This window comes from Stenotrophomonas sp. FR010, assembly GCF_047520755.2.
GTDB lineage: Bacteria > Pseudomonadota > Gammaproteobacteria > Xanthomonadales > Xanthomonadaceae > Stenotrophomonas > Stenotrophomonas sepilia.
This window is the reverse complement of sequence record NZ_JAXBQT020000021.1, coordinates 35,676-49,405: the sequence shown is the minus strand read 5'-3', so window position 1 is coordinate 49,405 and position 13,730 is coordinate 35,676. Positions and strand designations below refer to the sequence as shown.

At 67.6% G+C, this 13,730-nt stretch carries 13 protein-coding genes; 10 read left to right on the top strand and 3 right to left on the bottom strand.

Annotated elements, in window-relative coordinates; genetic code table 11:
• The first annotated feature begins 213 nt into the window (after positions 1–213).
• The 3 genes from uvrA (at position 214) to ACM0PK_RS17070 (ending at position 4,430) form a co-directional block, all read left to right on the top strand.
• Positions 214–3,207 carry an excinuclease ABC subunit UvrA gene (uvrA, locus tag ACM0PK_RS17080; protein ID WP_414606835.1) on the top strand — a complete coding sequence of 998 codons (2,994 nt, stop codon included), beginning with the start codon at positions 214–216 and terminating at the stop codon, positions 3,205–3,207.
• Complete coding sequence (locus tag ACM0PK_RS17075) at positions 3,207–3,614, top strand: acyl-CoA thioesterase (RefSeq protein WP_065178106.1); 408 nt, start codon at positions 3,207–3,209, stop codon at positions 3,612–3,614. Before uvrA ends, ACM0PK_RS17075 begins: the two co-directional genes overlap by 1 nt.
• Before the next feature lie 90 nt (positions 3,615–3,704).
• Entirely contained in the window at positions 3,705–4,430 is a 726-nt protein-coding gene (locus tag ACM0PK_RS17070; protein WP_414606836.1) for an enolase, read from the top strand.
• Between the two features lie 72 nt (positions 4,431–4,502).
• Here ACM0PK_RS17070 and ACM0PK_RS17065 read toward each other — a convergent pair whose 3' ends face one another.
• A complete protein-coding gene (locus ACM0PK_RS17065; protein ID WP_065178108.1) occupies positions 4,503–4,949 on the bottom strand; it encodes a copper chaperone PCu(A)C in 447 nt (148 codons plus the stop codon).
• A gap of 34 nt (positions 4,950–4,983) precedes the next feature.
• On the opposite strand from ACM0PK_RS17065, the gene ACM0PK_RS17060 reads away from it, so the two are divergent.
• The 4 genes from ACM0PK_RS17060 (at position 4,984) to ACM0PK_RS17045 (ending at position 8,666) form a co-directional block, all read left to right on the top strand.
• Positions 4,984–5,760 (top strand): enoyl-CoA hydratase/isomerase family protein, encoded by a 777-nt coding sequence (locus ACM0PK_RS17060; protein WP_005415699.1) that lies wholly within the window; start codon positions 4,984–4,986, stop codon positions 5,758–5,760.
• 86 nt (positions 5,761–5,846) lie between these two features.
• Entirely contained in the window at positions 5,847–6,767 is a 921-nt protein-coding gene (gene tesB, locus ACM0PK_RS17055; RefSeq protein WP_414606837.1) for an acyl-CoA thioesterase II, read from the top strand.
• A 4-nt stretch (positions 6,768–6,771) separates the two neighbouring features.
• Positions 6,772–7,266: a pathogenicity-like protein gene (locus ACM0PK_RS17050; RefSeq protein ID WP_414606838.1), complete on the top strand. Its 495-nt coding sequence runs from the start codon at positions 6,772–6,774 to the stop codon at positions 7,264–7,266.
• A 182-nt stretch (positions 7,267–7,448) separates the two neighbouring features.
• Entirely contained in the window at positions 7,449–8,666 is a 1,218-nt protein-coding gene (locus ACM0PK_RS17045) for an RNA polymerase sigma factor (RefSeq protein WP_061480376.1), read from the top strand.
• A gap of 51 nt (positions 8,667–8,717) precedes the next feature.
• Here the strand turns inward: ACM0PK_RS17045 and ACM0PK_RS17040 are convergent, their stop codons facing one another.
• Positions 8,718–9,278 (bottom strand): EF-hand domain-containing protein, encoded by a 561-nt coding sequence (locus tag ACM0PK_RS17040; protein ID WP_414606839.1) that lies wholly within the window; start codon positions 9,276–9,278, stop codon positions 8,718–8,720.
• A 156-nt stretch (positions 9,279–9,434) separates the two neighbouring features.
• Here ACM0PK_RS17040 and ACM0PK_RS17035 point away from each other — a divergent pair, with 156 nt between their 5' ends.
• The gene (locus ACM0PK_RS17035; RefSeq protein WP_188241181.1) at positions 9,435–10,190 is read left to right on the top strand and encodes an arginyltransferase; all 756 of its coding nucleotides are present in this window, start codon (positions 9,435–9,437) and stop codon (positions 10,188–10,190) included.
• Positions 10,191–10,227: 37 nt separating this feature from the next.
• Entirely contained in the window at positions 10,228–11,433 is a 1,206-nt protein-coding gene (locus tag ACM0PK_RS17030; RefSeq protein WP_414606840.1) for an endonuclease/exonuclease/phosphatase family protein, read from the top strand.
• Positions 11,434–11,518: 85 nt separating this feature from the next.
• On the opposite strand, the gene purT is transcribed toward ACM0PK_RS17030, so the two are convergent.
• A complete protein-coding gene (gene purT, locus ACM0PK_RS17025; protein ID WP_414606841.1) occupies positions 11,519–12,706 on the bottom strand; it encodes a formate-dependent phosphoribosylglycinamide formyltransferase in 1,188 nt (395 codons plus the stop codon).
• 137 nt (positions 12,707–12,843) lie between these two features.
• On the opposite strand from purT, the gene ACM0PK_RS17020 reads away from it, so the two are divergent.
• Entirely contained in the window at positions 12,844–13,725 is an 882-nt protein-coding gene (locus ACM0PK_RS17020; protein ID WP_061480381.1) for an SPFH domain-containing protein, read from the top strand.
• Positions 13,726–13,730: the final 5 nt, after the last annotated feature.

The following is a 13,730-nucleotide window of genomic DNA, read 5'->3' as shown; positions in this document are numbered from 1 at the left end:
CTGGACGGCCTGGGGGGCCCGACAGGCAGGGGTCAGATCCCTTTTCACCCCGTGAAAAGGGATCTGACCCCTGCCTGTCGGCCTGTCTCACAAGGTGAGACACCGGGCTGGCATTGTCGCCCATTGCCCCCATCTGGTCACCTCGGTAGGCTGACCGATTGCCGTTCCCTGCTGGCCCGGCACCCAGCCAACGCCCCCACAACCGGATCCCCCATGGCGATGGATTTCATCCGCATCCGCGGCGCGCGGACGCACAACCTGAAGAACCTCGACCTCGACCTGCCCCGCGACAAGCTGATCGTGATCACCGGCCTGTCCGGCTCGGGCAAGTCCTCGCTGGCGTTCGACACCATCTATGCAGAAGGCCAGCGCCGCTATGTCGAGTCGTTGTCGGCCTATGCGCGCCAGTTCCTGAGCGTGATGGAAAAACCGGACCTGGACCACATCGAGGGCCTGTCCCCGGCGATCTCGATCGAGCAGAAGTCGACCTCGCACAACCCGCGTTCGACGGTCGGCACGATCACCGAGATCTACGACTACCTGCGCCTGCTGTACGCCCGCGTAGGCACCCCGCGCTGCCCAGACCACGGCTACCCGCTGGAAGCGCAGACGGTCAGCCAGATGGTCGACCAGGTGCTGACCCTGGACCCGGAACAGCGCTACATGCTGCTGGCGCCGGTCATCCGCGACCGCAAGGGCGAGCATGCCCAGGTGTTCGACCAGCTGCGCGCGCAGGGCTTCGTGCGCGTGCGCGTGGACGGCGAGCTGCATGAGATCGACGCGGTGCCGCCGCTGGCGCTGCGCCAGAAGCACACCATCGAGGCGGTGATCGACCGCTTCCGCCCGCGCGAGGACATCAAGCAGCGCCTGGCCGAGAGCTTCGAGACCGCGCTGAAGCTGGGCGACGGCATGGCCTCGGTGCAGAGCCTGGACAACACGGAAACCGCGCCGACCCTGTTCTCCTCCAAATACTCCTGCCCGGTCTGCGATTACTCGCTGCCGGAACTGGAGCCGCGCCTGTTCTCGTTCAACGCACCGATGGGCGCCTGCCCCGGCTGCGATGGCCTGGGCATGGCCGAGTTCTTCGATCCCTCGCGCGTGGTGGTGCACCCCGAGCTGTCGCTGGCCGCCGGCGCGGTGCGCGGCTGGGATCGCCGCAACGCCTACTACTTCCAGCTGATCGCTTCGCTGGCCAAGCACTACCGGTTCGACGTCGACGCGGCCTGGAACTCGCTGCCGGACAAGGTGCAGCAGGCCGTGCTGTACGGCAGCGGCGATGAAGCTATCACTTTCACCTACTTCACCGAAGCCGGTGGCCGCACCCAGCGCAAGCATCGCTTCGAGGGCATCATTCCCAACCTCGAGCGCCGCTACAAGGAAACCGAATCGCCGGCGGTGCGCGAAGAGCTGTCCAAGTACATCAGCGAACAACCCTGCCCGGAATGCCATGGCGCGCGCCTGAACAAGGCTGCACGCAATGTGTTCGTGGCCGACCGCCCGCTGCCGGAGCTGGTGGTGCTTCCGATCGACGAGGCGCTGAAGTTCTTCAGCGAGCTGAGCCTGCCGGGCTGGCGCGGCGAGATCGCCGCGAAGATCGTCAAGGAAATCGGCGAACGCCTCGGCTTCCTGGTCGACGTGGGCCTGGATTACCTGACCCTCGAGCGCAAGGCCGACACCCTGTCCGGTGGCGAGGCGCAGCGCATCCGCCTGGCCAGCCAGATCGGCGCCGGCCTGGTCGGCGTGATGTACGTGCTCGACGAACCATCGATCGGCCTGCACCAGCGCGACAACGAACGCCTGCTCGGCACCCTCACCCGCCTGCGCGACCTCGGCAACACGGTGATCGTGGTCGAGCATGACGAGGACGCGATCCGCCTGGCCGACTACGTGCTGGACATCGGCCCGGGCGCGGGCGTGCATGGCGGCGAGATCGTCGGCCAGGGCACCCTGCAGGACATCCTGGAGGCACCGCGCTCGCTGACCGGCCAGTACCTGTCGGGCAAGCGCGCGATCGAGATCCCGGCGCGCCGGCACAAGCCGAACCCGAAGATGACCCTGCACCTGCGCGGGGCCAGCGGCAACAACCTCAAGGGCGTGGACCTGGCGATTCCGTCGGGCCTGCTGACCTGCGTGACCGGTGTGTCCGGCTCCGGCAAGTCGACCCTGATCAACGACACCCTGTTCTCGCTGGCTGCCAACGAGATCAACGGCGCCTCGCACCCGATCGCCCCGTACAAGGAGATCGATGGCCTGGACCTGTTCGACAAGGTGGTGGACATCGACCAGTCGCCGATCGGCCGCACCCCGCGTTCGAACCCGGCCACCTACACCGGCTTGTTCACTCCCCTGCGCGAACTGTTCGCACAGGTGCCCGAAGCGCGTGCACGCGGCTACTCGCCGGGCCGCTTCAGCTTCAATGTGCGTGGTGGCCGCTGCGAGGCCTGCCAGGGCGATGGCCTGATCAAGGTCGAGATGCACTTCCTGCCGGACGTGTACGTGCCGTGCGATGTCTGCCACGGCAAGCGCTACAACCGCGAGACGCTGGAGATCCTGTACAAGGGTTTCAACATCAACGACGTGCTGGAAATGACCGTCGAGGATGCGCTGAAGCTGTTCGAGCCGGTGCCGTCGATCGCACGCAAGCTGGAAACACTGGTCGACGTCGGCCTGAGCTACATCAAGCTGGGCCAGAGCGCGACCACGCTGTCCGGTGGTGAAGCGCAGCGCGTGAAGCTGTCCAAGGAGCTGTCGCGCCGCGATACCGGCCGCACCCTGTACATCCTCGACGAGCCGACCACCGGCCTGCACTTCCACGACATCGAAGCGCTGCTGGGCGTCCTGCACAAGCTGCGCGACGAAGGCAACACGGTGGTGGTGATCGAGCACAACCTGGACGTGATCAAGACCGCCGACTGGATCGTCGATCTGGGTCCGGAGGGTGGCCACCGCGGCGGCACCATCCTGGTCACCGGCACGCCGGAAGACGTGGCGGCCTGCCCGCAGTCGTACACCGGCCAGTTCCTGGCCCGCATGCTGCCTTCCACCAGCGCGCGCCCCGAGCAACCGGCCGCCGTGGCCAACAAGCCCGACGCCCGCCCGCCGCGCAAGGTGAAGCCCGAGAAGCCGGCCAAGGTGGCGAAGAAGGCCGTGGCCGCCAAGAGCGCCGGCAAGGCCAGCAAGAGCACGTCGAAGAAGAAGGACGCCTGATGAGCAGCGAACACAAGATCCTGGCCCGCATCCCGATCAGCGTGCGCTGGCGCGACATGGACAGCATGGGCCACGTCAACAACGCCAAGTACATTTCCTACCTGGAAGAAGCGCGCGTGCGCTGGATGCTGGGCGTGGACGGCGTGTCGATGACCGACCGCATCGCACCGGTGGTGGCCGCGACCAACGTCAATTACCGGCTGCCGATCGTGTGGCCCAACGACATCGTGGTCGAATTGTTCGTCGAGCGCCTGGGCAACAGCAGCGTGACCATCGGCCACCGCATCGTCGACCAGCAGGACGCGTCGAAGCTGTACTCGGATGGCAACGTGGTGGTGGTGTGGATGGATACGCAGACCGGCAAGAGCGCGCCGCTGCCTGAGGCGATCCGCAACGCTTCCACCTGAAGGTAGTGCCGGCCGCTGGCCGGCAACCTCCAGACGCTTCGCGCATGCCGGCCAGCGGCCGGCACTACCGATCCCATTCAAAGGACTGACATGATCCACCAGACTGAACTGCACGACCTGCTGCCCGGCATGGTCCCCTTCCCTACCGATGTCTTCCCCGCCGACCAGACGTGGCTCGGCAAACACCTGCTGCCGCTGCTGAAGATCGACCTCGGTGTGCTGCGCCCGGAACTGGCCGGCCAGGTGGCGACGATGCTGTGCCCGATCGAGCCGTACGACGGCTGCATCGGCGAAACCACCGAAGAACACCACAACGATTTCACCGCCACCAACTGGATCGCCTTCGAGCTGACCGCCGGCAACCAGATGCGCTTCCTCGGCAACGAGGGCTATTTCATCGGCGACGCAGTACAGGACAAGGACGCGCAGGAACACATTGCGCAGATGCGCGACAGCTACGTCAAGGCCCGCGACTACCACGCCATGCATGGCCGCCTCGCCTGCTACTCGCGCTACGGCAAGGGTGAGGCCAGCGAGCGCGATTATCTGGATACGCTGGGGGGACAGGTTTCCTGTGGCAACTGGATCGAAACGGCCGATATTCCGGCCGCTTTCACCCTAGAATTCACCGACGCCGCCAACGACCGGCATGCTCCAGATGATGCCGAACTGGCGATCATCCGCCGCAATGGCCACAAGTTCTTCGCCGTCGCCGAAGTCGCCGGCTACAACTGGTGCGCTGCCGGCGCCGACGCGATCGTGATGCTGTATGAGCCGGTGAGCCGCACGGTGCTGTTCTCCTACGACTGGTCGTAAGACCCTGCGGTAGCGCCGGCCGCTGGCCGGCATTTCCTGTGCTGCCGGCCAGCGGCCGGCACTACCATCCCGCTACGGCGCGGCCTTGCGGACGGTCAACGTCGCGCTCGCTTCGCCACCGCCTTCCAGCTGCAGCCGCAACGGCAGCGCCTGGCCTTCCTTCAGCGCGCCCTTGCCCTGCATCAGCATCAGGTGCAGGCCACCAGGCTTGAGTTCGGCACGCGCGCCGGCTGCCAGCGGCAGGCGCTCGATCGCGCGCATCCGGCTGACGCCATCGACGATCGTGGTCTCGTGCAGCGACACGTCGCCGAAACTACTGCTGGTCGCACCGGTGATCACCACCGCCCTGCTGCAGCCGTTGTGTATCACGCCATAGCCGGCAGTCATCGGCATCGCCGGATTCGGTGGCAACCGCGCCCAGCCCTGCTCCACCGTGACGCAGCGTGATTCCGCAGCCGAAGCCGATGCTGCGGCCGCACACAGCACCCACAGTACGCCAACGAATGGTTTGGTTATCATCGCCCAGGTTCCTTCTTCGCAACGAGACCGCAGCATGACGACGCTCATCGAGGTGATCAACCACGGCCCCATCCGCGAACTGCGCCTGGCGCGGCCGCCGGTCAATGCACTGGACACCGATCTGTGCCGGCAGCTGATCCATGCCATCGAACTGGCCATGGCCGAAGACGCGCACGGCATCGTGCTGTCGGGCAGCGAGCGCATCTTCACCGGTGGAATGGACGTGCCGCACCTGCTCTCGCATGGCGATGACAAGCACAAGCTGCTGGACACTTGGAACGCTTTCTTTGGCGCCGTGCGCACACTGGCCGAGAGCCGCATCCCGGTGGTCGCAGCGATTACCGGCCACGCGCCGGCCGGCGGCTGCGTGCTGGCCCTGTGCTGCGACTACCGGGTAATGGCGCGCAGCGCCGATCCGTCGCGGCCGTATGCCATCGGCCTGAACGAGGTGCAGGTGGGCCTGATCGCGCCGGAGGGCATCCAGCGCCTGCTGCGCCGTGCGGTGGGCGTGCACCGCGCCGGCGTGCTGCTGACCACCGGCTCGCTGGTGCCGGCCGAACAGGCGCTGCAGATCGGCCTGGTCGACGAGCTGGCTGAGGGTGACCTGGTGGTGGCCCGCGCCGTGGCCTGGCTGCAGAACCTGCTCAAGCAGCCTCGGCAGCCGATGCTGCTGACCCGCGCCATCGCTCGCGCCGACCTGCACGAAGCGCTGCACCCGGACCTGATCCAGCTGGACCGTTTCGTCGAGGCCTGGTTCGCCCCGGACGCGCAGAACGCCCTCCAGGCCCTGGCGGCGCGCCTGGGCAAGTAGCGGTTGCCCCGCCCGGGGTCAGATCCCTTTCGCCGGGCGAAAGGGATCTGACCCCTGACCGGTATAATCGGGGCCTTCTCATTGCTGTGGCCACCCCCTTGAACGACACGCCCGAACCCGTCGTCTCCGAGCTGATCGACCTGCTCACGCTGGAGCGGCTGGAGGACAACCTGTTCCGCGGGCAGAGCCGCGACATCGGCACCAAGTACGTGTTCGGTGGGCAGGTGCTGGGCCAGGCACTGGCTGCGGCGCAGGCCACGGTCGACAATGGCCGTCACGTGCACTCGCTGCACGCCTACTTCCTGCGCGCCGGCAACATCGACCACCCGATCGTCTACGACGTGGACCGCACCCGCGATGGCGGCAGCTTCTCGGTGCGACGGGTCACCGCGATCCAGCACGGCAAGGTGATCTTCTTCTGCGCGGCCTCGTTCCAGCAGGCCGAGACCGGCGCCGAGCACCAGCACAAGATGCCTGAGGTGCCGCAGCCGGAAGACATCGAACCGAATCGGCCGCTGCCGGCCGAGGTGCTGGAGCGACTGCCGATCAAGGTGCAGCGCTGGCTGTCGCGTGGCGGCCCGTTCGAGTTCCGCCACGTCTACCCGCGCGACGAACTGAACCCGCCCAAGCGCCCGCCCTACCACCAGGTGTGGCTGCGCCTGAGCGAGCCGGTCGGCGATGCACCGGAGCTGCACCAGGCGCTGCTGGCCTATGCCTCCGACTTCCACCTGCTGGGCACGGCAACCTTCCCGCACGGCATCAGCTACTACCACCCGCACGTGCAGATGGCCTCGCTCGACCACGCAATCTGGTTCCACCGCCCGTTCCGCGCAGACGACTGGCTGCTGTATTCGCTGGACAGCCCCAGCGCGCAGGATTCGCGCGGCCTGGCCCGCGGCCAGTTCTTCACCCGCAACGGCGTGCTGGTGGCCAGCACCGCGCAGGAAGGCCTGATCCGCGTCGTTCCCGACCAGGCCGCGGCCGCTGCCGTGCCGGCCAAGGAGTAAACCCATGCGCCAGATCTTCAGCAGCCAGCGCGTGGAAACCGTCGAGGGTGTGGCCGAGCTCCTGCGCGGGCATGGCATCGAGGTCAAGGTGAGCAACGGGCGCTCCTACAAGACCCGCCGCCGCGGCCAGTTCAGCTATACCGACCTGGGCAACGCCAGTGCCTATCCGGCGGTGTGGATCGTGCGCGCCGACGATCAGCCGCGCGCGCGCGAAATCCTGCGCGAGGCGCGCCTGCTCGACACTACCCGCCGCGACCACCCCACGGCCGAGTTCGCCTTCCGCGACGCGCCTGGAACGGGCAGCGGCGGCCGCAGCTGGGCCTGGCGCATCCGCATCGCCCTGCTGGTGGTGATTGCTGGTGTGGCGTTGGTCATCGGCCTGCGCCATCGTGGTGCCCCGGCACCCGCCCCGCAGGCCCAGCCGCAGCAGGCGCAACCGGCCCCGCAGGCCGCCCCGGAAGAGGACGAAGTCCGGGTCCGCATCCAGCCCTCGAAGTGATTCGCGGGTGAAAAAGGGGACGGAGGGGATTAAGTCGTTTGTGGCACAAACGACTTAATCCCCTCCGTCCCCTTTTTGTCATGAGGATGCCGGCCAGCGGCCGGCACTACCGCACAGAATGCTGGTCACACTTCGCGCGCGGCTCCGTCATGGGACACAATCCCCGCAGGAGAGCCGCCGCCATGACGACGTTCGCCGCATCGATCGACCAGACCCTGGAACGCGAACTGCCCGCCGCCGCCAGCGGTTGCCAGCACGCCTACGGGCGCATCGTGCTGGCCTGCCAGAACACGGTCACCGCCATCGCGCTGGCCATCACCCGGGACCGCCAGGCCAGCGAGGACATCGCCCAGGAGGCCTTTGTGAAGGGCTGGCAGCAGCTGCACCAGCTGCGCAGCGCGACCAGCTTCCTGCCGTGGCTGCGGCAGATCACCCGCAACCTGGCCCGCGACTGGCTGCGCGCCCAGCGTGGCCGTCCACTGACCGGCGAGGCGGCCGAGGTGGCGATGGGGATGGCCGCAGATCCGTCCCCGGGCGCAGCCGATCGCCTGCAGCGGGTGGAGGAAGAAATCGCCGCCGAGGACATCATCTCCACCCTGCCCGCCGACAGCCGCGAAGTCCTGTTGCTGTACTACCGCGAGGGCCAGCGCTCGCAGCAGGTGGCCGACCTGCTCGGGCTCAGCGACGCCGCCGTGCGCAAGCGCCTGTCGCGCGCGCGCGCGCTGGTGCGCGACGGCCTGCTGCAGCGCTTCGGTGAATTCGCCCGCAGCAGCGCACCGAGCGCCGCCTTCGCCACCGCCGTGGTGTCAATGATGCTGGTGGCCGCGCCCGGCACCGCCAGCGCCGCGATCCTGCTCGGCACCGGCGTCGGCATCGGTGGCAGCAAGCTCGGCCTGGGCGGCGCCAGCGTAGCCGGTGGTACCGCAATGGGCACCCTGACCGCCACGCTCGGCCAACTGCATGTGCTGCCAGTGGCAAGCTGGGGGGCGATCCTCGCCGGTGTCGCCGGCGGCGCGATCGGCAGCTACCTCGGTGCACGCTTCCTGATGTCCTATACCGAGACCGAACGCGAACGCGCGCAGGTTCGGCACTTTGTCCGCCTCAACACCGGTACTGGCCTGGTCTGGTGCCTGGCGATGCTGCTGGCGGCACTGTTGCAGGCTCCGATCTGGAGCCAGATGCTGCTGCTGGCATTGGGCCTGGGTGTGGTCAACTACCAGTGCCTGGTGCCGCTGCAACGGGTGATGGCGCCGATGATCGCGCGCGATTCGGCGCGGCGTGGGCGCCGCGGAACCAACTGGAAATTCGAATCCATGTACGGTCGCACCGGCATCATCGGGGCGAACCTGCTGGTGATCGCCCTGGTGGTGTATGTGCTGATGCGCAACGGCCACCTGTAACCGACAACGCCGGCACTGCGCCGGCGTTGTCTCCGATCACCGCATTGACACTCAGCGCTGCGGCTTCGGTGCGCCGCCATCGCGTGGACCGCCCTGGCGCGGGCCGCCGTGCATCGGGCCCTTGGCTGCGTCGAACTCGGCCTTGCTCAGCTGGCCGTCCTTGTTGGTGTCGGCGGCAGCGAACCAGGCATCACGATGCTGCTTCATGCGCAGCTCGCGGTCGGCCTTGTCCAGGTAACCGTCCTTGTTGAGGTCGAGCCGGTCGAAGCGCGCAGCCAGGCGCGGATCGGCCTTGGCCTCGCCGCGGCTGATGCGGCCGTCCTTGTTGACGTCCAGCCTGGCCCAGCGCTCACCGCCGTGGCCACGGCGGCCATGCTGCCAGCGCGGCAGCTCATCGCGCGAGAGCTTGCCGTCCTTGTTCTTGTCCAGCTCGTCGAACTTCGCGGCCAGGCGCGGATTGGCAGCCGCCTCGCTGCGGTCGATCACGCCGTCGCCATTGGTGTCCAGCTTGGCCGGGCGCTGCGCGGGCATGGCCGGGGTGTCGGCGGCCAGCGCGATTCCGGAAGCGGAGGTGCCCAGCAGCAGGGCCAGCAGCAGGGGGGTACGGATCATGAGGTCACTCCTGGGGATGGGAACAGCGTCGGGGTGATCACTTCACCCTCGGGGGACAACAACGCCCGGGCGCGACGTCGGTTGACGCCACTGCCGATTCCATTCATCCGCCGGACAGTCGCCGCCTCTGCGACAGGCTGGGGCTATGCTGTGCCCATGGCGATACATGGCGACAGAGACGACGAACTGCGGCTTTTCCAGACCGGCGAGCACCCCTGCGGGTACTGGTCCGACCGGGTGGCGCGCGACCTGGTGCTGGACCCGCACGATCGCCGGCTGGGTGGCCTGTACCCGCTGGCACTGAGCTGGGGCTTCCGCCGCAGCGGCGACCTGGTCTACCGGCCGCACTGCGCGCACTGCCAGGCCTGCGTGGCGGTCCGGATCCCGGTGGCGCGCTTCGCCCCGGACCGCAGCCAGCGCCGCTGTGCCGCCCGCAATGACGACCTGGAGGTGCGGATCACTGCCGCCACCGCCCGCGACGACCTGTTCGCGCTGTATCACCGCTACCTCACCCACCGCCACGCCAATGGCGGCATGGACGACCACGGCCCGCACGAGTTCGAGCAGTTCCTGATCGGCAGCTGGTCGCACACCCGCTTCATGGAGATGCGCCTGCCCGGCCACGACGGCCAGCCCAGCCAGCTGCTGGGGGTGGCGGTGACCGACGTCACCGAGCATGGCCTGTCGGCGGTCTATACGTTCTTCGACCCGGAACACGCCGCGCGCGGGCTGGGTACCTTCGCAATCCTCCAACAGATCGAGTGGGCGCGCCGCGAGGGGCTGCCGCACGTGTACCTGGGCTACTGGATCCGCGGGCACCAGAAGATGGACTACAAGCGCCGCTTCCATCCCCTTGAGGCCTACGACGGCCGCCGCTGGCACGATTTCGACAACGAACTGGACGGGCGCTGACAAACCGCTGACACCGGGCCGGGTGCAGAATAGGGGGATGAACGCCAAACCCCTGATCCTCGCCATGGCCCTGCTCTGCGGCGCCACCGCCCCCGCCTTTGCCACGTCCCCCGCGATGACTGAGAAGCCGTCCACTGCGCTGCGCCTGGCCACCTACAACACGTCGCTGTACTCCGATGATGCCGGTGGCCTGATCAAGGAACTGGAGGGCGACAGCGAGCACGCACGCAAGATCGCCGCCGTGCTGCAGCAGGTGCGCCCGGACCTGGTGCTGCTGAACGAATTTGATTTCGACGATGCCCATCGCGCCGCCGACCTGTTCCAGAAGCGCTACCTGGAAGTCGCCCAGCCCGGCGGCGGCAAGCCGCTGCACTTTGCCTACCGCTACCTGGCGCCGGTCAACACCGGTGTGCCCAGCGGCCTGGACCTGGACAACAACGGCGTGGTCGGCGGCGAAGGCCGCGGCCGTGGCAATGACGCGTGGGGCTACGGCCTGCACCCGGGCCAGTACGGCATGCTGGTGCTGTCGCGCTACCCGATCGATGAAACCAAGGTGCGCAGCTTCCAGCTGCTGAAGTGGAGTGCGATGCCCGGTGCCATCCGCCCGGTCGATCCGCGTACCGGCCAGAGCTTCTACAACGACCACGTGTGGTCGCAGCTGCGCCTGTCGTCGAAGTCGCATTGGGACGTGCCGGTGAAGACCCCGGCCGGCGTGGTGCACGCGCTGGTTTCGCACCCGACCCCGCCGGTGTTCGATGGCCCGGAAAAGCGCAACGCGGCGCGCAACCATGACGAACTGCGCCTGTGGCAGGAATACCTGTCCAAGGGTGACAAGCCCTGGCTGTGCGACGACAAGGGCCAGTGTGGCGGCCTGGCGCAGGACGCGCGCTTCGTGATCCTTGGCGATCTGAACAACGACCCGGTCGATGGCGATGGCCGCCACGAGGCGATCGTCGAGCTGATCGAGAACGCGCGCGTGCTGCGCTACCCCACCCCGCGCAGCGTCGGCGGTGAGCAGACCAGCTTGGCCTATGCGGCCAAGGGCATCGAACGCAAGGGCGCACCGTTCCACGCCACCGGCGATTTCGGCCCGAAGTCCGGCACCATGCGCCTGGACTACGTGCTTCCCTCGACCGGTTTCGAGTACGTGGGCAGCGGCATCTTCTGGCCGGCCAATGAAAGCCCGGAAGCGAAGATCGCCGACGGCAGCGACCACCACCTGGTGTGGGTGGACGTGCGGTAGAGTCGACTGCACGTTGAGCGTACCGACCAACGGTCGGTACCCACCGGGTTTCGGTAGGCGACGACCGTTGGTCGTCGCTCCTTTTTCAGGGGCGCAGTTCGACGCCGATGGCGTCGGCGGCGTCACGCGCGATGGCGCGTGCTTCGTCGATGGTTTCCGCGCGCGCCAGGGTCACGCCCACGCGGCGATGACCGTGCACGCTCGGCTTGCCGAACAGGCGCACGGCGGTATCCGGTACCTGCAGCGCGGCGGCGACATTGTTGAAGTACGGCACACCCTCGCCGTGTGCCAACAGCGCGCACGACGCCGACGGGCCACTCTGGCGGATCACCGGAATCGGCAAGCCGAGGATCGCGCGCGCGTGCAGCGCGAACTCGCTCAGCTCCTGCGATACCAGCGTCACCAGGCCGGTATCGTGCGGGCGCGGCGACACTTCGCTGAACCACACTTCGTCGCCCTTCACGAACAGCTCGACGCCGAACAGGCCCCAGCCGCCAAGGTCGTCGGTGATCGCACGCGAAATCTCTTCGGCACGCACCAGTGCCGCGCTCGACATCGGCTGCGGCTGCCAGCTTTCGCGGTAGTCGCCGTCCTTCTGCAGATGGCCGATCGGCGCGCAGAACGAGGTGCCACCGGCATGGCGCACGGTCAGCAGGGTGATCTCGTAATCGAAATCGATGAAACCCTCGACGATGCAGCGGCCGGCACCGGCACGGCCACCGGTCTGTGCGTACTCCCAGGCCGGAGCGATGTCCGCTTCGCTGCGCAGCGTGCTCTGGCCCTTGCCCGAGGACGACATCACCGGCTTGACCACGCACGGCAGGCCGATGGCGGCCACGGCAGCGCGGTACTCGGCCTCGGTATCGACGAAGCGGTACGGCGAGGTCGGCAGGCCCAGGGTTTCGGCGGCGAGGCGGCGGATGCCCTCGCGGTCCATGGTCAGGCGCGCGGCGCGTGCGGTCGGGATCACCCGCAGGCCCTGCTCCTGCTCCAGCTGGACCAGGGTCTCGGTATGGATGGCCTCGATCTCCGGCACCACCAGATGTGGCTGCTCCTGGGCGATCAGGGCGCGCAGCGCCATCGCATCGAGCATGTCGATCACGTGCGAGCGGTGGGCGACCTGCATGGCCGGGGCATCGGCGTAGCGGTCAGCGGCGATCACTTCCACGCCCAGCCGCTGCAGCTCGATGGCCACCTCCTTGCCGAGTTCGCCCGAGCCCAGCAGCAGCACGCGGGTGGCGGAGGGGGACAACGGAGTTCCAAGCTTGGCCATGGCGGTTCCAGCAGCGACGTGAAGGCGGGTGGGCATTCTAGCTGGCCGCGCACCCTGACCATGGCATCCGACGAACGGTAGTCGGCAAGTGATATCACTTTGATATCTTCAATTCGAACCCTCAAGGACGTACCGCCATGAAAGAGAAGTCGCTTGCCTCCCTCAACGGCCTGGGCACCCTGGCCGGATCCCTGCTGGTCGCGCTGGCGGGTACCGCACTGTTCGTACTCGGGGCGACGACCAGGACCGGTTCCGGCTCACCGAACCTGCTGCTGATGCTGGCCGGCATGCTGGTGATCTTCGCTGCGGTCTTCATCCTGGCCGGCCTGTACACCATCCAGCCCAACCAGGCGGCGGTGCTGAGCCTGTTCGGCAAGTACGTCGGCACCGTCAAGGACAACGGCCTGCGCTGGAACAACCCCTTCTATGCCAAGCGCCGGGTCAGCCAGCGCGTGCGCAACTTCGAGAGCGGCAAGCTGAAGGTCAACGAGCTGGACGGCAGCCCAATCGAGATCGCTGCGGTCATCGTCTGGCAGGTGGTCGATGCCTCCGAGGCCGTCTACAACGTGGACGACTACGAAAGCTTCGTGCACATCCAGTCCGAATCGGCGTTGCGCGCGATGGCCACCAGCTATCCCTACGACCAGCACGAGGAGGGACAGCTGGCGCTGCGCAGCCATGCCAGCGAGATCTCCCAGCACCTGAAGAACGAGCTGGCCGAACGCCTGGCCGACGCTGGCGTGCAGGTGATCGACGCACGCATCAGCCACCTCGCCTACGCCGCCGAAATCGCCCAGGCGATGCTGCAGCGGCAGCAGGCCAACGCAGTGATCGCTGCACGCACGCGCATCGTGGCCGGTGCGGTCGGCATGGTTGAAATGGCCCTGGCCGAACTGCAGAAGAACGGCGTGGTGCAGCTGGATGAGGAACGCAAGGCGCACATGGTCAGCAACCTGCTGACCGTGCTGTGCTCGGACCGCGGCACCCAGCCGATCGTCAACGCCGGTTCGCTGTACTGAACCAC